This is a genomic window from Rickettsia endosymbiont of Cantharis rufa (genome assembly GCF_964026445.1).
Lineage (GTDB): Bacteria > Pseudomonadota > Alphaproteobacteria > Rickettsiales > Rickettsiaceae > Rickettsia.
Window position 1 is genome coordinate 377,899 of sequence record NZ_OZ032150.1, and the last position, 20,779, is coordinate 398,677.

A 20,779-nucleotide genomic window follows, 5' to 3' on the forward strand; every position below is an offset into this window, starting at 1 on the left:
ACAAGATAGCACTACATAATATGAAAAAGTTAAAAATAAGCTCATTTTTACTATTATTTGTTAGATAATTAACTTAAATAGTGACAAAATAGTAATAATATGATAGATTAGTTTTAGAAAGTAATACTTTCTCTCGCATGTTATTGACATGTTTATTGACAAATGCCGCAAGATAGGGTAGTTTTGCATAATGAATTTTTATCGACTCTTGTATTAAGTAGGCTTAAATTTAAGTTTTAGTTATTATAAGCGGAGTTAGGTTCAAATAAGTAATTTCTATCTAATATAAGGTTTTTATGTCTATAAGTGGTAAAGTTAAGTGGTATAATTCGACGAAGAATTTTGGGTTTATTGAACAGAATGATGGTGGCAAAGATGTGTTTGTGCACAAATCAGCCGTAGACCAAGCAGGTTTACATAGTCTTGAGGAAGGACAAAATGTAACTTTTGATCTTGAAGAAAAGCAAGGAAAAGCCTATGCTGTTAACATCAAAATCAAATAAATATATTTTATAATACCAACAACAGCTATCCAAAATTTTTTATAATTTAGGATAGCCTAGTCATCTTTATCAAAATAGTAAATATTTTGTTTTTATCTCATAATAACCCATATAATATAATTTAAAGTATAATAAATTATTTCTGCTAGAGGGTATGAGAATACCTTAAATTTAAACGTTATTATTCTAGCGTGAATAAGATTCTGAATAGCTTTATTATTCATTACCATTTTATATATTTAATTAGGGTTTTCTAATCTAAATTAAGCATATTTTTGATTCAGGATAATTATATAAGTCGTTATTTTAATTTACTATAACTTATTTTTATACAATAGACCTCTTGCATAACTTATCTTACGTAACGTACATAGTTAAGTACGTGAGGATGAAAAGGCAGAGTTGATGTCTTAATTATCTTTAGAAATGGGGTATGTAAGAGGTTCAATCAATAATGTGCATATTTTGATTAAAACTATATATGGATTATATAATGAAAAACTTTAATTTACCTGAAGAATTAATTACCGCACTTGAGAAAATGAATATAACTAAGGCTACTGAAATACAAAAACAGTCGATTCCGGTTGCTATGTCAGGCTCAGATATACTTGCTTCTAGTCAAACAGGTTCGGGGAAAACCCTTGCTTATTTGCTTCCTATAATTAATTCATTTATTGAAAATAAAACTACTGCTTTAGTACTTGTTCCGACAAGAGAGCTTGCAACTCAAATATGTAGTGCTTTGACCGAAGTCACTAAGTCTTTTAAAATAAATAATGCAGTTTTGATAGGCGGTGAACCGATGCCTAAGCAATTTATGCAACTAAAAAAGAATCCAAAAGTGATTATCGGTACTCCCGGGCGTATAATCGATCACTTGGACCGAGGTAGCTTAAAAATTGATGGCATAGGTATAACTGTGCTTGATGAAATGGATAGAATGCTTGATATGGGGATGAAAGAACAGTTAGAAGAAATCAACGAATTTTTACCGGCAAAAAGACAAGTTTTAATGTTTTCTGCTACTATGCCAAAACATATTATTGCTCTTTCTCAAAAATATCTAAATAATCCTGTACGTATTACGGTCGGTTCTGCTAATAAAGCAGCAGTAGAAATAAAGCAGGAGTCAATGCATGTTTCCGATAAAGAAAAATTTAGTGAATTAAATAAACAGCTTAGTAGCAGAAAAGGATCGGTAATTATTTTTGTAAAAACTAAACGTTCTGCAGATCAGTTAGCTAAAATGTTAAAATATAAACATCATAAAGCGGAAGCTATACACGGTGATTTAAGTCAGTGTCGACGTGAAAAAGTAATTGCATCTTTCCGTAAGTCAAATCATAGAATAATGGTAGCAACGGATTTAGCGGCTCGTGGGCTTGATATTCCTCATACACAGCATGTTATTAATTACGATTTACCAATGCGTCCTGAAGATTATTTACACAGAATAGGTAGAACAGGTAGAGCAGGTGCTACGGGGCATGCATTATCGTTTATCTCGCCTGATGATGTTATTAGATGGCGTGCTATTGATCGTTTAATAAATAAGGGTGAATCTACACCACATAGTGAATTTAAGAACACTAATAAAAATAATCGCAAAAGGTCATTTAATGGTGGTAGAAGAACTGATAGTGCTAATAAAAGATTTAGTCCTGCTGGTAATAATCGTAAAAGAATTTTTGAAGGCGGTAATTACGGTAATAAAAAACGTAAAGCATCGTAGTTTAGATCTACGTCATTGCGAAGAAAAATTGAGAATTTTGTCGAAGCAATCTCATGCCAAAATCTTGAGATTGCCACGCTCATTTCAGTCGCTCGCAGGGCATTGTTGCGTGAATATAAAAAGGTGCTCAGTGTTATACCGTGGCTTGACCACGGTATCCATAAAAACGGCTCTGTCCAGGTAATCATACGCGTCAAGTTAAGGGGTGTTTATAAGTTTAAGAGAAAATATAAGTAGATTTTTTTTTGTTCCTCTATATTCATCTTTTAAACAAAAATTTACCCAAGCTATTCGTAAATTTCTTAAAGAAGTTTTTCAACTTATTTATCGATTTTTTAAGTGTCAAAGTTAGTTCTGGTACTCGCCTTTTAAATTCTAGAAAAGCCTTAGTCATGCTAACTTCCTAGGCCGTGCCCCCGTATTGCAGCTTAGCATGAATAGTCTATAATCCTCAAACAGTAATAAGAGAGAATTATAGTTAAGGAGTTATGGCAAGAATAGATGTTAAGTGTAGATCAAGAATAGATGTTAAGTGTAGATATTGTAACGACACAGAAAAAGTAGTAAAGGCGGGATATTCAATTTCAAAACAACAGAGATATCAATGCAAGCAGTGTAATCGATATTTTCAACTGTAATATATTAATAATGCCTCTAAGCCTGGAGTCAAGACTCAGATAGTAGATATGTCAATCAATGGCTCTGGAGTTAGGGATACAGTAAGAGTATTAAAAGTGGGTATCAATACGGTTATCCGTGTTTTAAAAAAATCTAGCGTTAAAAAAGATAAATCATTCTATCAATACGATAGAAGTAATTATTGCTCCTGAAATAGATGAACAATGGCCTTATGTACAGAATAAATCCAAACAAAGATGGCTTTGATATTCTTTGGATAAGATTTTGTTAAAAGTAGTTGCTTATACTTTTGGTACAAGATGTGATAGCACATCAGAATCATTACTGAAAAAAACTGGAGGATTTTAAGGTTACTTTTTACTTTACAGATGGATAGGGAAGTTATGCTAGGTTATTAGATCCCAAAAAACACATTGTTAGTAAAAAATATACTCAACGGATAGAACGGGGTAACTTAAATCTTAGAACAAGATGCAAAAGACTGACACGTAAAACAATTTGTTTTTCCAAGTCATTGGATATTCATGATAAAGTCATCGGAACTCTTATTGAACGTATAGCATTTAATATCCACATCTGTAAAATGGAGGTGCGACCAACTTCCTGATTTATTTTTGATATAAGGCAGTTAGATATAGCATGAAAAATTATAATGCCACATAGCTTAGCATAAAGCTCACATAATACCCTAGATGAATCACTTTTTCCTTTAAGAGATTCTATTTAAAATGACTTTTATATAACCTAAATAATAACTCAATTTGCCATCTTGCTCTATATATCGTTGCTATATGCTTGATACTGACTTGACTCTCAGGAATATTAGTAATAAATATTGACCAATCAAGTAAATTTTGATTTCTTTGAGAAGACTTATAGCCACGTGCTTTTGCAAGTGTATTCGCCTTCCTTTTCCTGATATCAGATTGTTCTTTTGTAAGCTTATGGCAGACGATCCTAACCGGTAGTAATGATTCCTTGCTAAGTAAAATATCACCTTGTCAAAAAGTTACTTTCTCTAATAACTCAAGTAAATCTAATTTATTTCTAGCTCTATCATATATATTAGTATCAGTCTTGTAACGACTAATAAAATAAGCGCCTTTAGCACTTAAGGAACTAAAAGACTTAGGAACAAAATACCCTAAATCTGCTATCAATAAATCATTAGGATTAATATCCTGTAAATAATCTTTATAACCTTGATCTGATCGTGCCCCCGCAAGAATATCTATGTTACTTATTGTTTGTGTTGAATAATTATATAATGTGCAGCTTGATCGAAGCTTTTACTCTACGCTCATGATCCTTAAATCCTGACCCATGCCCCTTATATAATCTTTCCATATTGTCGGGCAATTTTATATTGCTGCTATCAAGTAACTTAACGTTATTAAATTTCTGTAATATCCCGCAATCAAGCTTAAAACTATTTGCAAATAAACCGATATTTTCTCATACATACTCCTCATAAAATCCACTGCAGAGTTACTAAATCTGAAATCTAGGCCTTGCTTACTTATTATTACTGATTCTTCATGTAATAATTGACACATTCTTTCTATGTTACAATCAGCATCACTCAAATTACCCAATACTAATGCTTGTGCAAACGAACAGCCGGTTAATCCTCTTCTCCCCTTGATAAAACCGCTGCTAATTGCAACTCTGATAGCTGTTTCTGTTAAAAACTCTTTGACTCTATTCGGTAGTTTTGTTATATTTTTCATTGTATAAGTCCCTTAGCGTTACAGTACTAATACCTATACTCTTTACCTCCTTTTTTAAGTAGCGCTTTTTTCTAAATTTCTTGCAAATTGCTTACTGCCTTTCCTTAACTTGACGCGTATGGTCCAAATAAGTGTGTAAAATTCTCAAAGGTTATATAAAAGAAAATATAACAAAAAGAGAAATTACAATGACACAGAAACAAAATGCTGCAATGGATCAAGCGATAGATTTATTGATCAATAATGATACAGATGTATCAACTTTATTTAAAGAAGATGGTTTATTAAAAGAACTAACCAAGCGTCTTGTAGAGAAAGCTTTACAGTCTGAGATGAATAATCATTTAGAATATAGCAAGTATAATCAAAGTGATGCTCAAAATGCACGTAATGGTTATAACACAAAAAATCTGATTACAAAGAATGGTGCTGTTGAGATTGAAGTGCCAAGAGATAGAAATAGTAGTTTTGAACCATCATTAGTAGCAAAGCGTCAAAGAAGACTTGATGGTTTTGATGATAAGGTACTATCTTTGTATGCTAAAGGGATGAGTTTATTAGATATAAAATTACAGCTTCAGGAGTTATATGGAGCTGATGTAAGCGAGAGTTTAATTAGCCAAATCACAGATGATATAATAGAGGATGTTAAGCTATGGCAGAGCCGTCCATTAGATCCAGTATATGCTAAGTATTTTTTGATTGTTTAATAGTAAAAGTGCGTCAAGATAAGCGGATTATAAATAAACCGGTATATGTTGCCTTAGGTATTGATTTAGAAGGAAGAAAAGATATTTTAGGATTGTGGGCCAGTGAGAATGAAGGAGATAAATTTTGGCTTGGTAATTTTACTGAGATGAGAAATAGAGGTATGCAAGACATACTGATAGCATGTAGTGATAACCCTACTGGTATGTCTGAAGCTATAAGTGCTGTTTTTCCAAAGACGGAGCATCAATTATGTACTGTACATCAAATTAGAAATAGTTTACGATATGTATCATACAAGGACCGAAAAGAGCTAGCCGGTGATTTAAAACCTATTTATACAGCTAGCACAGAAAAAGAAGCACCTTCCACTTTAGAGGCTTTTGAATCTAAATGGAGTAAACAGTATCCTCAAATTGCTAAATCTTGGTACGTTCATTGGGATAATTTAATGATTTTCTTAGAATACCCTGAAGAAATACGAAAAATAATTTACACAACTAATGCTGTGGAATCCGTTAATAGTCAACTCCGAAAAGTCACTAAAAATAAACGTGTTTTTCAAATGATAATGCTGTTTTTAAAAGCTTGTATTTAGCAATTGATTACATGACCAAGAAATGGTCCATGCCTATATCAAATTGGAATGCGGCTATGGCTCATTTTTTAATAAAATTTAAAGATATAATCTAGGCCTTTGAAAAAAAGTTTACACACTTAATTGGGAAGACTTATAAAAACAATTAAAATACTAATAATTTAGTATTTTAAACTGGATCCTGCGATCAAGTCGCTGGATGACAAAAGGAGAATTGATCCACGCAACAAGGTTCGCTCGCAATGACGGATTAGTATTCACACAGGCAATGTAGGTACAAGCCATGGTATGACCTAGAGCATATTTAAGGAGGATAAATTCATGCTTTTTAATTTTTCACAATTTCAATCTATACTTAATATTTTATTTATATTAATAATTTCTTTTCCTGGTGGTTTAATTTATTTACTTACCGGTTCAACTCTTTCCTTTTGGCTTCGAGAATCCGGTTTTGATAAAATCACTATCGGGCTTTTCAGTTTAGTTAATTTTATACATATATTTAAGTTTTTATGGGGGCCTTTACTTGAAAAAATAAGTTTTTCTCCTTCAAGTAAGAGAGGTTATAAATATTGCTTAATTATTGCCTTAGCTAGTTGTATTTTTTGTGTGTATGTTCTAACAAATTTTAACCCTAACACTAATTTTATACCATTTGCTTTATGCTTAGTAGCTGTGGCATTTTTTTCTTCCATTTACGATATGTTATTACAGTCTTCGCAAATGCTACTGATTACAAATAAAAATTGGGGTATAAGCGAAGCGGCTTGTACTACCGGTTTTAGAATCGGTATACTTATATCCGGTTCGGGATCGTTATATTTATCTACTATCATATCTTGGCAAGAGGTTTACCGCGTGATGGCGATCTTATGTATACCATCATTACTGCTAATCATATTCTATCCGCTTAAATTTAAAGATAAGGCGATTGCTAATAATTTTGATAGATTTTGGCATGCTTTTTATGACTTTATTAAGAAGCCTAAATGGTTAATAATTGTTAGTTTCATGCTTCTATATCGTCTTCAAGATAATTTTCTTGCAATTATGCCAAATATGTTTTATCTCGATATCGGCTATACGAAAAAGGATTTAGCTCTTGGCTATAAAGCCTTTGGTATGTGTGCCGCTATATTTGGCGGTTTTATAGGCGGATTTTTATGTCGAAAATATGAATATTCTTTTTTACTTAGGAGAGCATTAATATACCATGCTTTATCTAGTCTATCTTTCGTACTTCTTTATTTTTATAATCGCGATATTACAAGTCTTTATATAGCGGTCTTTTTTCAAGAATTTACTAAAGGCTTAACTATGTCGCCGTTTTTTTCTTATCAACTAAAATGTTGTAGTAGCAGATATTGCATAACTCAGATTGCTTTGATTACATCTATTACTTATGTTAGTACTATATTACTTAGTAGTATTTCGGGTTATGCAGCTACTTATCTTGGGTGGAATTACTTTTTTGTAGTTTCGGGATTTTGCTTTATACCGGCTTATATATTAATTAGATATTTACCTAAATATACTCGATGAACTTGAAAAATTGGCTACGTCGTCTTTGTAAGTCCTTGAATGCTCACGTATTATTATACGCTCCGCTCCTCGGCTTACAGCCTCCTTGCTCTTTCCCAAGTTGATCTTCGTATACCAATTCTTCGTTTTACTTTGGATTATATATAAGAGGTCTTGTATAATTTAAATTGTCGATTTATAATAATCAACAAATTTATTAGTGTGATTTAATTATGTTTATTCAAACTGAAGATACTCCCAATCCCGATGCAATAAAATTCTTTCCGGGACAAGAAATAAGTAGTGATCAGCCGGTATTTTTTAGTGAGTTTGCTGAAGTAAAAGGAAAAAGCAAACTCGCAGAATCATTATTTCATATTAATAATGTGAAATCAGTATTTCTCGGTAGTGATTTTATTACCGTTACTAAAAAATCTGAAAGTAATTGGCAAGTTATAAAGCCTGAAATTTTAATGGTGATTATGGATCATTTTGTTTCAGGATTTCCTGTCTTTGAAGAAAGTTCTAAAGCAGATAGTGTAAATCATAACCTTGAGGGGCTTTCAGAAATAGAGGAGCAAATTATCGAAATTATTGAAATTAGAGTGCGTCCATCGGTTGCACAAGACGGCGGTGATATAATATACAAAGGCTTTGAAAACGGCATAGTTAAATTAGCTCTTCGCGGTGCTTGCTATGGATGTCCAAGCTCTACTATTACCTTAAAAAACGGTATTGAATCAATGCTTAAACATTTTGTACCGGAAGTGCAAGAAGTTGAAGCTGTAGAAGAAGATTTTGAATAATTTAGGTATAGCATAATTCATAAAGCTTGATACAAGCGAATTTTGTAGGACTTGCTTGTGTGCTCACGTAGTTTTCTACGCTGCCAGGCCTCACCTTTAAATTCATCCTATCTGAAGCTTTCTGAAACATGCTGTATTGCTTAAAAATAGTTGATCTAAGGTTTCTATGTCATTCCCGCGAGGCATTGTTGCGTAGATATAAAAGCACTAAGGTAGTCATACCGTGGCTTGGCCACGGTATCCATAAAAACAACTGAAAATACTAATAATGTTAGTATTTTTAACTGGATCCTGCTATAGGCTCGCGAGATGATAACTGAAAAACCGGTCCACGCAACAATGCTTTCGCGGGAATGATATCTGAAAGTATTTAAATTGCTGTTAAGAAGCTATTCCTCCTTTGCAAAATTGATTACATCATCTTGATGCCAAATAATGTAATGTAATGCCACATTTTTTGGGGCATAAATTACGATAGGTAGTTTGCTATTATATCTTAAAAATGCTTCGTCGCCTAAAAATACACTCACCGGCTGCATCGTTGCTTTTACGTTTAAGCATGCCATCATTGTACTAGCAGGGTGATCGCTAACTTGATCTATTACATAATAATTATATCCCCGTCCTTCTAAGGTCTTTGTTTCCAGCTTACCGCCAAACCAAACACGATTACAATCTTTCATCGCATTCTTTGTTGCTTGCAATTCTACTTTCAATTTTTCTTCATTAGGCGTTATAGGTAAATGAATTACATATCGCTTTTGGTCATCTGCTGGTATAGGGTAGAGAGTAATATCTTTTAACGGATTATTGGTATTAGCTAGTAAATGAGTATTTAAAAAACATAATATAAGAAATAGTATAATTTTATTTGACATATGATTATTTTTTTTAATTAAAATCCATTATCTCGCCTAAAGGAGTTATATAAGAAGAATTTATTTCACCGTCGGCTATATCAGCACTAAAACCCTCACTACAGTCAACTTCACTATACTCATTTATTTTTTTTACTTAAAAATAATATAGCATTCTTAAATTTATCGTTTTTATGTATAGGCTGATTATTTAAACTAAAAACCTTCATAGCGAGCCTTTCATTATTCAGTAATATAAAATATATTTCTAATTCTTCACTATACTTAAAAAATTATGTTTATTATGAATATCTAATAATAACAAATCATTTAATATCTCTATAGTAACCTTTTCTCTAAGGTTTATAATTTATGTAATTATTTTATATATTTGAAATAAGAATAGTTTGAGAGTTATATTGCTGTTTTTCCAAATATATATTTGCTAAATTATTTTGTTTTAATTCTGTAAAGACTGATTTAGCCTTATATTTTTGTTTTTCACTAGAAAAGTTAGGTAGTGTTTCTATTAAATTAAGATCAAGAGAGGTTTCGCTAAATTCCGTATTAAGTATATTATTTTGTTTTAATTCTGTAAAATCTAATTCGGTGTAATAAGTTGTGTTGCCAATACCTAAACTATATGTATATTGACTTTGAAGTATTTCTTCGAATAAATCTCCCATATTTCTTGTAGTGTTTCTAATAACCCTTGGATATACTTGTTATCACCTTTAGAATTATTAATCTCATCCGCAAAACTTTTTATTATAAAAAATTTAAAATATTCTAATTGCTTAGGTTCATAAGATTCAATTCTATTTCGTAATTTCTCTTCTAAATAATCTATCAGTAACGTAATATCCGCAGAAGAATCTTCAGTTATTTTAATAATTCTTTTTTATGTTATTCTAGAATTATACTCATATTTTAATCTAATCCCGTTTCTTTCTTAAAAAAGCAGGTATGTCATGAATATCAGACTCTTTATCATCTTGATCTAGAGTACTAACAACAACGTTTTTGCGTTCTAAAGTTTGATTATTTGAAGTACGTAGAGAACCCCATATTTTTCCTAAGAAGGAGGGTTTTTGTGCTTCTCCTTCAGATTTGTTGAAGTTGTTTACATGTAGTCCTAATTCATCTTCATTTACAGTAAAATTCTGATTTATTGGAGAATCGGTAATTTCAATATTTTCGGTACTGTAGCTGTTAAAATCAGGAATTTCTTCTATTTGTGTAGGTTGTGCTATAGCTTCATTATAAGCTTCTTCAGGAACTGTAATGGTAGTTTCAGCTGTTGGTTTATATGTTGGTACTTTATCAGCATCAATACCGGTAGCAACAACCGATACTCTGATAATTCCTTTTAGTTCCGGGTTAAATGTTGAACCGAAAATAATATTAGCATCAAGGTTATCTACTTCTTCTCTAATTCTATTAGCGGCGTTGTCAACTTCAAATAAAGTCATGTCAGAACCTCCTGTAATATTAATTAACACCCCTCTTGCACCGCACATTGAGCTATGATCTAGCAGCGGATTTGAAATTGCAGATTCTGCTGCTTTAATGGCTCTATCTTCACCACTAGCTTCTCCCGTACCCATCATTGCTTTACCCATTTCGCTCATTACTGCTTTAATATCGGCAAAATCAAGATTAATAAGCCCTGGCATAATCATTAAATCCGTTACCCCTCTAACGCCTGCATGTAATACGTCATCTGCCATTTTGAAAGCATCGGCAAACGTCGTTTGTTCATTAGCAATACGAAATAAATTCTGATTCGGTATTACAATTAAAGTATCAACGAATTGCTGTAATTCAATAAGTCCTTTATCAGCAGTTTTCATACGATGACCGCCTTCAAAATGAAAAGGTTTAGTTACTACTCCGACCGTTAAAATTCCTAGTTCCTTAGCAATGCGCGCAATAACAGGAGAAGAACCGGTGCCAGTACCTCCGCCCATACCGGCAGTAATAAATACCATATTGCTATTTTCTAGATAACTACGTATCTCACTTTCTGATTCTTGGGCAGCAAGGGCTCCGACTTCAGGAGAAGCGCCTGCCCCAAGACCTCTAGTCGTAGAAACACCGAGTTGTATTTTGTTAGTGCATAAAGAATGCTCAAGCGATTGTGCATCGGTATTAGCTACTACAAAATTAGCACCTTGTAGATTAGCACTAATCATATTATTTACTGCATTACTACCTGCGCCTCCGACTCCGAAAACTGTAATGGTCGGCTTTAATACTATATTTTCAGGAGCTTTTATATTTAAAACCATGACAATCTTTTATTTATATAATTTGTGTTTAAGTATAATAAAAGATTTAGGCTGTGTGAAGAAAAATTTAATTAATATATTTTTGTGCTTTTTGGCTGCAAATTATAAGATTTTTTTGAAATAGAAAACAAAACTATCTCCTCAAAAATCTAATTAATTTTCGCTTAAAAATATCTAAAAATATAAATAATTAAATTTTTCGTACGCAGAGCCTAAATCTTCCCACAGTATTTTATGAAAAATTTAAGATAAATTTTCTTTTAATAGAGGAGCACCGTTATTATAACATGCTTTGACTAATGCTTTATCATTAGTAGCTATAGAAAGTCCTTCATGCATTGCAGTTAGCAAATAAGTTGTATCATATATAGTAAGATTGTTGCTTCTTGCAGTTTGTGTAATTTCATGTATGGAAAAATTAAAATTTGATATGTTAAGAGGTAGAGAATTATATAAATCTATAAATTTAACTGTATCTGCTATATGTAATCTATTGCGTTTTTCTGATACTAATAGTATATTAGTTATTTCAAGTTTCCAAAGATACGGTACTATAGCTCCATGCTTCATACAATAATTTAATACAAATTTCGAAGGTTCGTTTTTTCATCTTCAAAACACCATGTAATAGCTACGGAGCAGTCTAATATAAAAGAGCGATTACCCCATCTTCTGCCTTCATCTCTAAGCTCTTTAATAGTATAAGGCGCTAATGCTTCACCCGGTCGCGCCCCCCGTATTGCAGCTTAGCATGAATAGTCTATAATCCTCAAACAGTAATAAGAGAGAATTATAGTTAAGGAGTTATGGCAAGAATAGATGTTAAGTGTAGATCAAGAATAGATGTTAAGTGTAGATATTGTAACGACACAGAAAAAGTAGTAAAGGCGGGATATTCAATTTCAAAACAACAGAGATATCAATGCAAGCAGTGTAATCGATATTTTTAACTGTAATATATTAATAATGCCTCTAAGCCTGGAGTCAAGGCTCAGATAGTAGATATGTCAATCAATGGCTCTGGAGTTAGGGATACAGTAAGAGTATTAAAAGTGGGTATCAATACGGTTATCCGTGTTTTAAAAAAATCTAGCGTTAAAAAAGATAAATCATTCTATCAATACGATAGAAGTAATTATTGCTCCTGAAATAGATGAACAATGGCCTTATGTACAGAATAAATCCAAACAAAGATGGCTTTGATATTCTTTGGATAAGATTTTGTTAAAAGTAGTTGCTTATACTTTTGGTACAAGATGTGATAGCACATCAGAATCATTACTGAAAAAAACTGGAGGATTTTAAGGTTACTTTTTACTTTACAGATGGATGGGGAAGTTATGCTAGGTTATTAGATCCCAAAAAACACATTGTTAGTAAAAAATATACTCAACGGATAGAACGGGGTAACTTAAATCTTAGAACAAGATGCAAAAGACTGACACGTAAAACAATTTGTTTTTCCAAGTCATTGGATATTCATGATAAAGTCATCGGAACTCTTATTGAACGTATAGCCTTTTAATATCCACATCTGTAAAATGGAGGTGCGACCGGAAAAATGAGTTTTTGCTTCAAGTAGGTTAATTTGATTAGATAAATTTTGTTTCACATAAGTAATATAATAATATGGACTAATTTAATACTAACCTATTTATAAGATTCTGTACAGCACAATTAATAATTTAAATTAATATTTTTATATAAAACCTAAGATTGTCCAACCATTTTTTCAGGTACTACTACCTTGTCAAATTCTTCTCCCGATAAAAGATCTAGTTTTTTAGCTGCTGCTTTTAAAGTTATTCCGTGTTTATGTGCTTCCTTAGCGATTTTTGCGGCATTATCATAGCCGATATGCGGGTTAAGGGCGGTTACAAGCATTAGAGATTTATCGCGTAAATCATTAATACGTGCTATATTGGGTCCTAATCCTTTAATACAGTGAGTAACAAAGCTATTTACGCTATCTGATAGTAGCTGGATAGATTGTAGGATATTATATATTATTACGGGTTTAAATACGTTAAGTTCAAGATGACCGTTTGAGCCGGCAATAGTAACCGTAACATGGTTTCCCATTATTTGGCTGCAAACCATTGTCAAAGCTTCAACTTGCGTAGGGTTGACCTTGCCGGGCATAATTGAAGAACCTGGTTCGTTTTCCGGTAAATGCAGCTCACCGAGACCGCATCTTGGACCGGAGCCAAGCAGTCTTACATCATTTGCTATTTTCATTAAGCTAACTGCTATAGTATTAAGTGTTCCGGAAAATTCTACTAGTGCGTCATGAGTTGCTAAGGCTTCAAATTTATTAGGAGCCGTTTTAAAAGGTTGTTTGGTAAACTCTGCTACTTTCCCGGCAAATTTTATATCAAAGCCTATTCTTGAGTTAATACCTGTACCTACTGCCGTTCCGCCTTGTGCAAGTAAGTAAACTTTTTTTAGTGCATCTTCTATACGTTCTAAGGCATACCCTATTTGTGTAATATATCCTGAGAATTCTTGTTTGAGAGTTAGAGGAGTCGCATCCTGTAAGTGAGTGCGTCCTATTTTTATAATTTTATCCCAATCTTTTGACTTGTCCTGCAAAGAGGTGAGTAAATTATTCAAAGCCGGTATCAGTTGCTGCTTAGTTGCAAGTACGGTCGCTATATTCATAGCGGTTGGGAAAGAATCGTTAGAAGATTGACCTTTATTAACATGATCATTAGGGTGTATCGGTGATTTCCCCCCTTTCTTGCCTGTGAGTTCTTCATTAGCTATAGAGGCAATTACCTCATTCATATTCATGTTTGTTTGTGTTCCGGAACCAGTTTGCCAAACTACTAAAGGAAAATTATCGTCAAATTCGCCGTTTAGAATTCTAGTCGCGGCTTTATCGATACTTGTAGCTATTTTAGCTTCTAAATCGCCAAACTCATGATTAACCCTCGCAGCACATTTTTTTAAAATAGCAAGAGCACGAATTAAAATTTCGGGCATTTTTTGCTTGCCTATCTTAAAATTTTCTAAAGATCTTTGAGTTTGAGCGCCCCAATAAAATTTCTCTTCTATTTGAATTTCTCCAAAAGAATCGCTTTCAGTTCTGTAATTTTTCATAATTTGTTAAATGTTATATAATTATCTATTTTTTTCATAAAATGATCACTTACTGCGTTTAAATCTAATTGCTCAGCTAATTTAGCAAAGCTACAATATAATTTATCTTTTAAGGAAGCTTTTTTTAGGTTCTTAGCAATAAATACTAATGTGCTTTCTATCATAAGATTACGATTAAAACTATAAAATTTTTGCCAATGTTCGTTATGTTCAGGTTCGGAAGATTCTATATAATCGGAATATATAGGTTTAGTAATTACTGCTTTACCTTGATATATATCAAATATAGTATTATTAATTAATCTTTCATTTTTGAGATTATTGATTATTTTATCAAAAAAATTATTTAATATAGCCTTTGTTATCGCTTCTTCTGCAAATTCGTTTATAAATATATCTAATTGTCTTTCAAAACTCTCGATAATTTGTTCATTTTGTCCCTTCTTCATGACCTTTCTCTCAAATATTATTGATATAACCAAGTTATGATTTAAAATTTAGGTTCTTGCGTATGGAAAATTAAATTAATCTGTTTTTGTTCTTTTTGGCTGCAAATTATAAGATTTTTTCCACAGAACTTATTTACTTTTCGATATAAATAAGTAGACTAAATATTTATATCGAAGTAAACAAAAAACAATATTTGATTTATTAAAAAAATTTTTAGATGTAATGTCTAAGAGGTTATCTGTAAATATATTTTGATTGATAATTTAAAGAGTGTTTTTTAGCGAAAATTAATAAGATTTTTGAAGGAACTAGTTATTCGTATTTCAAAAAAATCTTATAATTTGCAGCAAAAAAGAAGATAATTAGCTTTAAAATATATTTACAGATAACCTCTAATATAATAAGTGAAAAATTATAGAAGCGGCATTTGATACGTTAAGACTTTCTACTCTCTTAGAAATAGGGATTTTGGCTAAATAATCACATGTTTCTTCGACTAATCTTCGCATGCCTTTATCTTCTGAACCAAATACTAATGCTGTTTTGTTGGAAATTAATTTATTGGTAAAGTAGTCATTTGCAGAACCTGTTAGACCTATAATCCAAAAGCCATGTTTTTTAAGATAATTCATACATGAGCGTAAGTTAGTGACTTTAATAATAGGTATTAATTCTAAAGTACCGCAAGCTGCTTTAGCAATGCCTCCGCTTTCATTTGGAGAATTATCTTGAGGTAATATTATAGCATTTATATCAAAAGCAGCAGCACTGCGAATAATTGCTCCAATATTTTGTGTATCTGTTATTTGATCAAGAATCGCAATTTTACATTTGGGAGCTTTTATGTCTACATCTTCCAGATTATAAGAAAAGATCGGCCTAACTTTTGCGGCTATTCCTTGATGTGCTTGATTTTCTAGTAATTTAGATAAAAAATCGTTATTAACAATTCCGTAAGATCTGGTACTTATTAATTGTTTGTTTGCATCAAAAATTTCCCTAGTGCATAAAATATTTTCAATTTGACGTTTTGGATTATTAAGAGCAGAAAATACAGGATGTTTCCCATACATATAATAATAATTTTTAGAATCAAGTTTTTTATTTTGCATCTTATTGAAAACCGCCAGTAATTTGTTCTTGACAGAAACTACTATTTATTATAGAAAGTTACAACTAAATAAATGCGCGAGTTGCTATTTGTTTATTTGATAATTCGGCAAGAAGTTTTATTAGGTCCTAATACTAATTTAGATATTGTATTTTACAGTGAATTAGTCTATTTGATACAGTAAAGTTCTTTAGGAGGGGTGGCCGAGTGGTCAATGGCAGCAGACTGTAAATCTGCCCGCGTAAGCGTTCGAAGGTTCGAATCCTTCTCCCTCCACCACTTAAATGGTTCAGGGAAGCATATCGTTTTTTTAAAAAATTTCATGTGTATATGTTTAATTTTTATTTAAAAATAAAACATAATTATGTATATTTATAAATCCAAATAAAATTGATATAGCACTGCTAACAAAATAGCTTTGAAATTATTTTACTAACAATGCCACAATGCGGGTGTAGCTCAATGGTAGAGTTCCAGCCTTCCAAGCTGGCTGCGTGGGTTCGATTCCCATCACCCGCTCCAGAGATAGTGATGACAAATAAATTTAGCAAAAAAATGCACTTATAAAAAATTAACTTGTATTAAACCTAAAAAATTGTAGAGAGTAATAATATGGCAAAAGCAAAATTTGAACGAACTAAACCGCACGTTAATATAGGTACTATTGGTCACGTAGATCATGGGAAAACCTCTTTAACGGCAGCAATAACTATAGTACTTGCTAAGACAGGTGGAGCAAAAGCTACAGCTTATGATCAAATTGATGCTGCTCCTGAAGAAAAAGAAAGGGGTATAACTATTTCTACTGCACACGTAGAATATGAGACTAAAAATAGACACTATGCACACGTAGATTGTCCAGGACACGCTGACTATGTAAAGAATATGATAACCGGCGCTGCTCAGATGGACGGTGCAATATTAGTAGTTTCTGCTGCTGACGGTCCTATGCCGCAAACTAGAGAGCATATATTACTAGCAAAACAGGTAGGTGTACCTGCTATGGTAGTATTCTTAAATAAAGTAGACATGGTGGATGATCCTGAATTAGTAGAACTAGTAGAGATGGAAGTAAGAGAATTATTATCAAAATACGGTTTCCCGGGAGATGAAATACCTTTCATTAAAGGCTCTGCTCTTCAGGCTTTAAATGGAGAAGCTAAAGGGGAAGAAGCTATTAATGAATTAATGAATGCAGTGGATAGATATATACCGCAACCTACCAGAGAAACTGAAAAACCTTTCCTGATGCCGATAGAAGATGTGTTTTCTATTTCAGGAAGAGGTACTGTTGTAACCGGTAGAATAGAAGCTGGTAAAATTAAAGTCGGGGAGCCAGTTGAAATAGTTGGAATGAGAGACACAACAACCTCTACCTGTACTGGTGTTGAGATGTTTAGAAAGCTTCTTGATAGCGGTGAAGCAGGTGATAATGTTGGTATATTATTACGTGGCGTAGAGAGAGAAGCAGTGCAAAGAGGTCAAGTTCTTGCAAAACCGGGTAGTATAAAGCCTCATGATGAATTTGAAGCCGAAGTGTATGTGCTTAATAAAGAAGAAGGTGGTCGCCACACTCCATTTACTAACAACTACCGCCCACAGTTCTATTTTAGAACAACTGACGTTACTGGTACGATAGAATTACCGGCTGATAAGCAAATGGTTATGCCTGGAGATAACGCTAATTTTAAAGTTAAGTTAATTGCTCCGATTGCTATGCAGGAAGGATTAAAGTTCTCTATACGTGAAGGCGGTAGAACAGTTGGTGCTGGTGTAGTAACGAAAGTAGTTAATTAATTGATTTTATAAATACCTATTATTTTTTAATAATAGGTATTTATATTTTAAGATGTTTAAAAAAACATCTTGCTGTTTAAATATTAGGTTTACTGAATGAAAAATAAAATCAAAATTCGTTTAAAATCATTTGATCACCGTAGTCTTGATCAAGCTACAAAAGAGATAGTTAGCGCTGTTAAAAGAACGTTTGCTAACATTAACGGTCCTATTCCTTTACCTAGAAAAATTGAAAGATTTACCGTAAATAGATCTCCTCATGTACATAAGAAGTCAAGAGAGCAATTTGAAATTAGAAAGCATAAAAGATTATTAGTTATAGATGATCCGAATCCGGCTGTTGTTGATGCTTTAAGTAAAGTTGATTTAGCAGCAGGTGTTGATGTAGTGATTGAATTAGAGAGTGGGGAATAAATGAGAACCGGTATAATTGCTCAAAAAATTGGAATGACTAGTGTTTTTAATGATAAAGGAGAAAGGATTTCTTTAACATTAGTAAAAGTTGATGATTGTCAAGTAGTAGGACATAAAACTTTAGAAAAGCATGGATATAACGCTTTAGTTATCGGCGTAAAAGATAAAAAAATATCTAGAGTAACCAAACCTATGAAACAAGTTTTTGCTAATGCTAAAATATCTCCTAAAACTAAATTAAAAGAATTTAGAATCTCTGATGAGAATTTTATTGATATAGCAGCAAGTCTAGAAGTAGATCATTTTACGGCGGGACAGTTTGTGGATATAACGGCAACTACCATAGGTAAAGGGTTTGCCGGTAGTATGAAAAGACATAATTTTAGAGGTCTTGAAGCTTCTCACGGTGTTTCGATATCCCACCGTTCGCATGGTTCTACAGGACAAAGACAAGACCCAGGGAAGGTTTTCAAAGGCAAAAAAATGGCTGGTCACATGGGATGTAACCAAATTACTATTCAAAATTTGAAAATATTTGCCGTTGATAAAGAGCGTAAGCTTATTATGATTCAGGGTAGTATACCCGGTCACAAAAATTCGTATCTTTCAGTAAAAGATGCAATAAAAAAGATTTCAATAACTGTATAATAGATATTTAGAGATGTTTGTTGAGGTTAAAGATTACCAAATTAACAAAACGCCGTGCAATAATTTATTTATATAAAAGTTTTATATAAGACTGTATAAGGTTAAATAAAGATGAAAACTAAAATATTAAGTCTTGCTAATGAAGAAGTTGGTGAGATTAGTTTAAATGAAGATATATTTGCTGTTGAATTTATCAGAGATGATATAATAAAGAAGGTTATTGATTGGCAGAGAGCTAAAGCAATGTCTGGTAACCACAAAACTAAAACAGTATCAGAAGTATCAGGAACCACAAAAAAGCCTTTTAAGCAAAAAGGTACAGGTAATGCAAGACAAGGTTCTCTTAGGTCGGTACAAATGCGTGGTGGTGGTGTAGCTCACGGACCTAGAGTACGTAGTCATGCAACAAAACTACCTAAAAAAGTACGAAAACTCGGTTTAATCCATGCTTTATCTGAGAAATTAACTGAAGGAAAATTATTGGTAATAGATTCTTTAAAGCTGGATGAGCCTAAAACTTCTGCTCTTGTAAATATATTAAACAAATTTCAGGGAAAAAGTTTCTTTGTAATAGACGGAGACAAAGTAGATATTAATTTTTCTTTAGCTGCAAAAAATATTTATAATACTGTGATTGTTCCACAAATAGGAGCAAATGTTTATGATATAATACGACATGAATATGTCCTATTATCACAAGAAGCAGTGAGCGTTTTAGAAGAGAGGTTAAGATGAGTTCTTGTAAATATTACGATTTAATTAGAAAACCTATTATTACGGAAAAAACTACGGCCCTTTCAGGGCAAAATAAATATGCTTTTTATGTAGATAAATTTGCTGAAAAACTTACCGTTAAAAAGGCTATAGAAGAAATATTTAAAGTAAAAGTTAAAAAAGTAAATATTTTAAACGTTAAAGGTAAGAAGAAAAGATTTAAGGGAATTATAGGGACTCAAATCAATAGAAAGAAAGCTATTGTTACATTAGAAAAAGATCATAATATCGATTTTGCTGGAGGAATTAAATAAATGCCTTTAAAAAACTTTAATCCAATCACTCCTTCCCTTAGAGAGTTAGTTCAAGTTGATAAAACTAGTTTATGGAAAGGTAGACCTTTAAAATCTTTGACCAAAGGTATATCTAAAACTGGTGGGCGAAATAATCAGGGTAGAATTACTTCTTGGCATAGAGGGGGTGGACACAAAAAATTATACCGTATTATTGATTTTAAAAGAAATAAAATAGATATTTCTGCTATTGTCGAAAGAATAGAGTATGACCCTAATAGAACTGCTTTTATTGCTTTAATAAAATACGAAGACGGAGAATATTCTTATATTTTAGCGCCGCAAAAATTATCTGTAGGTGATAGAGTAATATCAAGTCAAGATGCTGATATAAAAATAGGGAATTGTTTACCTTTAAAGTTTATTCCTATCGGTACTACTTTACACAATGTTGAAATGAAGGTTGGCAAGGGCGGTCAAATTGCAAGGTCTGCGGGTACTTCAGTAGATCTAGTAGGCAAAGATTCAGGATATGCTCAGATTAAATTAAGATCAGGTGAATTTAGGTTAATACCTTTAGATTGTAAAGCTACTATAGGTAGTATATCTAACCCGGATCAAAAAAATATTAATTTAGGCAAAGCAGGTAGAAATAGATGGCTCGGTTGGAGACCACATGTTAGGGGTGTAGCGATGAATCCTGTAGATCACCCTCATGGAGGTGGTGAAGGTAAAACTTCAGGAGGGCGCCATCCTGTTACTCCTTGGGGATTCCCGACAAAGGGTAAGAAGACACGTAAAAATAAACGTACTTCAAAATTTATCGTAAAGAAAAGAAAATAGATTTTAAATTAATTAGGTA

At 32.4% G+C, this 20,779-nt stretch carries 19 protein-coding genes, 2 tRNA genes and 4 pseudogenes; 15 read left to right on the forward strand and 10 right to left on the reverse strand.

Annotation, left to right across the window (positions count from 1 at the left end; genetic code table 11):
- Positions 1 to 296 precede the first annotated feature (296 nt).
- The 3 genes and pseudogenes from AAGD46_RS02035 (at position 297) to AAGD46_RS02045 (ending at position 3,484) form a co-directional block, all read left to right on the forward strand.
- A complete protein-coding gene (locus AAGD46_RS02035) occupies positions 297 to 503 on the forward strand; it encodes a cold-shock protein (RefSeq protein ID WP_341787564.1) in 207 nt (68 codons plus the stop codon).
- 493 nt (positions 504 to 996) lie between these two features.
- Positions 997 to 2,238 carry a DEAD/DEAH box helicase gene (locus AAGD46_RS02040; RefSeq protein WP_341787565.1) on the forward strand — a complete coding sequence of 414 codons (1,242 nt, stop codon included), beginning with the start codon at positions 997 to 999 and terminating at the stop codon, positions 2,236 to 2,238.
- A 488-nt stretch (positions 2,239 to 2,726) separates the two neighbouring features.
- Positions 2,727 to 3,484: pseudogene (locus tag AAGD46_RS02045) on the forward strand (IS1 family transposase).
- Between the two features lie 112 nt (positions 3,485 to 3,596).
- Here AAGD46_RS02045 and AAGD46_RS08690 read toward each other — a convergent pair.
- Both AAGD46_RS08690 and AAGD46_RS02050 read right to left on the reverse strand, forming a co-directional pair.
- Positions 3,597 to 4,121, reverse strand: a pseudogene (locus AAGD46_RS08690) (IS4 family transposase).
- 117 nt (positions 4,122 to 4,238) lie between these two features.
- Positions 4,239 to 4,607, reverse strand: coding sequence for a hypothetical protein (locus AAGD46_RS02050; protein ID WP_341786757.1), 369 nt, complete (start codon positions 4,605 to 4,607; stop codon positions 4,239 to 4,241).
- Between the two features lie 188 nt (positions 4,608 to 4,795).
- Here AAGD46_RS02050 and AAGD46_RS02055 point away from each other — a divergent pair.
- The 3 genes and pseudogenes from AAGD46_RS02055 to AAGD46_RS02070 all read left to right on the forward strand — a co-directional run bounded on the left by AAGD46_RS02055 (position 4,796) and on the right by AAGD46_RS02070 (position 8,240).
- A pseudogene (locus AAGD46_RS02055) lies at positions 4,796 to 6,008 on the forward strand (IS256 family transposase).
- A gap of 226 nt (positions 6,009 to 6,234) precedes the next feature.
- Entirely contained in the window at positions 6,235 to 7,455 is a 1,221-nt protein-coding gene (locus AAGD46_RS02060) for an MFS transporter (protein WP_341787566.1), read from the forward strand.
- Positions 7,456 to 7,667: 212 nt separating this feature from the next.
- Positions 7,668 to 8,240, forward strand: a complete 573-nt coding sequence (locus AAGD46_RS02070) for a NifU family protein (RefSeq protein ID WP_341787568.1) — start codon at positions 7,668 to 7,670, stop codon at positions 8,238 to 8,240.
- 389 nt (positions 8,241 to 8,629) lie between these two features.
- Here the strand turns inward: AAGD46_RS02070 and eco are convergent, their stop codons facing one another.
- The 4 genes from eco to AAGD46_RS02090 all read right to left on the reverse strand — a co-directional run bounded on the left by eco (position 8,630) and on the right by AAGD46_RS02090 (position 11,958).
- Positions 8,630 to 9,118: a serine protease inhibitor ecotin gene (eco, locus tag AAGD46_RS02075; protein ID WP_341787569.1), complete on the reverse strand. Its 489-nt coding sequence runs from the start codon at positions 9,116 to 9,118 to the stop codon at positions 8,630 to 8,632.
- A 362-nt stretch (positions 9,119 to 9,480) separates the two neighbouring features.
- Positions 9,481 to 9,783, reverse strand: a complete 303-nt coding sequence (locus tag AAGD46_RS02080) for a hypothetical protein (protein WP_341787570.1) — start codon at positions 9,781 to 9,783, stop codon at positions 9,481 to 9,483.
- A 249-nt stretch (positions 9,784 to 10,032) separates the two neighbouring features.
- A complete protein-coding gene (gene ftsZ / locus AAGD46_RS02085) occupies positions 10,033 to 11,388 on the reverse strand; it encodes a cell division protein FtsZ (RefSeq protein ID WP_341787571.1) in 1,356 nt (451 codons plus the stop codon).
- A 243-nt stretch (positions 11,389 to 11,631) separates the two neighbouring features.
- Positions 11,632 to 11,958 carry a type II toxin-antitoxin system VapC family toxin gene (locus tag AAGD46_RS02090; RefSeq protein ID WP_341787572.1) on the reverse strand — a complete coding sequence of 109 codons (327 nt, stop codon included), beginning with the start codon at positions 11,956 to 11,958 and terminating at the stop codon, positions 11,632 to 11,634.
- A gap of 236 nt (positions 11,959 to 12,194) precedes the next feature.
- On the opposite strand from AAGD46_RS02090, the pseudogene AAGD46_RS02095 reads away from it, so the two are divergent.
- Positions 12,195 to 12,913: pseudogene (locus AAGD46_RS02095) on the forward strand (IS1 family transposase).
- Here the strand turns inward: AAGD46_RS02095 and AAGD46_RS02100 are convergent.
- The 4 genes from AAGD46_RS02100 to rlmB all read right to left on the reverse strand — a co-directional run bounded on the left by AAGD46_RS02100 (position 12,857) and on the right by rlmB (position 16,052).
- A complete protein-coding gene (locus tag AAGD46_RS02100; RefSeq protein WP_341787573.1) occupies positions 12,857 to 13,000 on the reverse strand; it encodes a hypothetical protein in 144 nt (47 codons plus the stop codon). The pseudogene AAGD46_RS02095 and the gene AAGD46_RS02100 overlap by 57 nt on opposite strands.
- Before the next feature lie 98 nt (positions 13,001 to 13,098).
- Positions 13,099 to 14,490, reverse strand: coding sequence for a class II fumarate hydratase (gene fumC / locus AAGD46_RS02105; RefSeq protein ID WP_341787574.1), 1,392 nt, complete (start codon positions 14,488 to 14,490; stop codon positions 13,099 to 13,101).
- Positions 14,487 to 14,939 (reverse strand): hypothetical protein, encoded by a 453-nt coding sequence (locus AAGD46_RS02110; protein ID WP_341787575.1) that lies wholly within the window; start codon positions 14,937 to 14,939, stop codon positions 14,487 to 14,489. The genes fumC and AAGD46_RS02110 overlap by 4 nt, the downstream gene beginning before the upstream one ends.
- Before the next feature lie 393 nt (positions 14,940 to 15,332).
- Complete coding sequence (gene rlmB / locus AAGD46_RS02115) at positions 15,333 to 16,052, reverse strand: 23S rRNA (guanosine(2251)-2'-O)-methyltransferase RlmB (protein ID WP_341787576.1); 720 nt, start codon at positions 16,050 to 16,052, stop codon at positions 15,333 to 15,335.
- A gap of 192 nt (positions 16,053 to 16,244) precedes the next feature.
- Here rlmB and AAGD46_RS02120 point away from each other — a divergent pair.
- From AAGD46_RS02120 to rplB, 8 genes are all read left to right on the forward strand, one after another.
- Positions 16,245 to 16,330: transfer RNA gene (locus AAGD46_RS02120), tRNA-Tyr, on the forward strand.
- A 169-nt stretch (positions 16,331 to 16,499) separates the two neighbouring features.
- Positions 16,500 to 16,573: transfer RNA gene (locus AAGD46_RS02125), tRNA-Gly, on the forward strand.
- Positions 16,574 to 16,663: 90 nt separating this feature from the next.
- Complete coding sequence (gene tuf / locus AAGD46_RS02130) at positions 16,664 to 17,848, forward strand: elongation factor Tu (protein ID WP_341787577.1); 1,185 nt, start codon at positions 16,664 to 16,666, stop codon at positions 17,846 to 17,848.
- A gap of 96 nt (positions 17,849 to 17,944) precedes the next feature.
- Positions 17,945 to 18,262: a 30S ribosomal protein S10 gene (rpsJ, locus tag AAGD46_RS02135; protein WP_011270629.1), complete on the forward strand. Its 318-nt coding sequence runs from the start codon at positions 17,945 to 17,947 to the stop codon at positions 18,260 to 18,262.
- Positions 18,263 to 18,910 carry a 50S ribosomal protein L3 gene (rplC, locus tag AAGD46_RS02140; protein WP_341787578.1) on the forward strand — a complete coding sequence of 216 codons (648 nt, stop codon included), beginning with the start codon at positions 18,263 to 18,265 and terminating at the stop codon, positions 18,908 to 18,910.
- Positions 18,911 to 19,021: 111 nt separating this feature from the next.
- On the forward strand, positions 19,022 to 19,645 hold the full coding sequence (rplD, locus tag AAGD46_RS02145; RefSeq protein WP_341787579.1) for a 50S ribosomal protein L4: 624 nt from the start codon (positions 19,022 to 19,024) through the stop codon (positions 19,643 to 19,645).
- A complete protein-coding gene (gene rplW, locus AAGD46_RS02150; protein ID WP_341787580.1) occupies positions 19,642 to 19,938 on the forward strand; it encodes a 50S ribosomal protein L23 in 297 nt (98 codons plus the stop codon). Before rplD ends, rplW begins: the two co-directional genes overlap by 4 nt.
- Positions 19,939 to 20,760 carry a 50S ribosomal protein L2 gene (gene rplB, locus AAGD46_RS02155; RefSeq protein ID WP_341787581.1) on the forward strand — a complete coding sequence of 274 codons (822 nt, stop codon included), beginning with the start codon at positions 19,939 to 19,941 and terminating at the stop codon, positions 20,758 to 20,760. It abuts the gene before it with no gap.
- Positions 20,761 to 20,779: the final 19 nt, after the last annotated feature.

Coding starts and splice junctions, on each gene's coding strand:
- AAGD46_RS02035 (WP_341787564.1), top strand. CDS start 297: ATGTCTATAAGTGGTAAAGTTAAGTGGTATAATTCGACGAAGAATTTT.
- AAGD46_RS02040 (WP_341787565.1), top strand. CDS start 997: ATGAAAAACTTTAATTTACCTGAAGAATTAATTACCGCACTTGAGAAA.
- AAGD46_RS02050 (WP_341786757.1), bottom strand. CDS start 4,607: ATGAAAAATATAACAAAACTACCGAATAGAGTCAAAGAGTTTTTAACA.
- AAGD46_RS02060 (WP_341787566.1), top strand. CDS start 6,235: ATGCTTTTTAATTTTTCACAATTTCAATCTATACTTAATATTTTATTT.
- AAGD46_RS02070 (WP_341787568.1), top strand. CDS start 7,668: ATGTTTATTCAAACTGAAGATACTCCCAATCCCGATGCAATAAAATTC.
- eco (WP_341787569.1), bottom strand. CDS start 9,118: ATGTCAAATAAAATTATACTATTTCTTATATTATGTTTTTTAAATACT.
- AAGD46_RS02080 (WP_341787570.1), bottom strand. CDS start 9,783: ATGGGAGATTTATTCGAAGAAATACTTCAAAGTCAATATACATATAGT.
- ftsZ (WP_341787571.1), bottom strand. CDS start 11,388: ATGGTTTTAAATATAAAAGCTCCTGAAAATATAGTATTAAAGCCGACC.
- AAGD46_RS02090 (WP_341787572.1), bottom strand. CDS start 11,958: ATGAAGCATGGAGCTATAGTACCGTATCTTTGGAAACTTGAAATAACT.
- fumC (WP_341787574.1), bottom strand. CDS start 14,490: ATGAAAAATTACAGAACTGAAAGCGATTCTTTTGGAGAAATTCAAATA.
- AAGD46_RS02110 (WP_341787575.1), bottom strand. CDS start 14,939: ATGAAGAAGGGACAAAATGAACAAATTATCGAGAGTTTTGAAAGACAA.
- rlmB (WP_341787576.1), bottom strand. CDS start 16,052: ATGCAAAATAAAAAACTTGATTCTAAAAATTATTATTATATGTATGGG.
- tuf (WP_341787577.1), top strand. CDS start 16,664: ATGGCAAAAGCAAAATTTGAACGAACTAAACCGCACGTTAATATAGGT.
- rpsJ (WP_011270629.1), top strand. CDS start 17,945: ATGAAAAATAAAATCAAAATTCGTTTAAAATCATTTGATCACCGTAGT.
- rplC (WP_341787578.1), top strand. CDS start 18,263: ATGAGAACCGGTATAATTGCTCAAAAAATTGGAATGACTAGTGTTTTT.
- rplD (WP_341787579.1), top strand. CDS start 19,022: ATGAAAACTAAAATATTAAGTCTTGCTAATGAAGAAGTTGGTGAGATT.
- rplW (WP_341787580.1), top strand. CDS start 19,642: ATGAGTTCTTGTAAATATTACGATTTAATTAGAAAACCTATTATTACG.
- rplB (WP_341787581.1), top strand. CDS start 19,939: ATGCCTTTAAAAAACTTTAATCCAATCACTCCTTCCCTTAGAGAGTTA.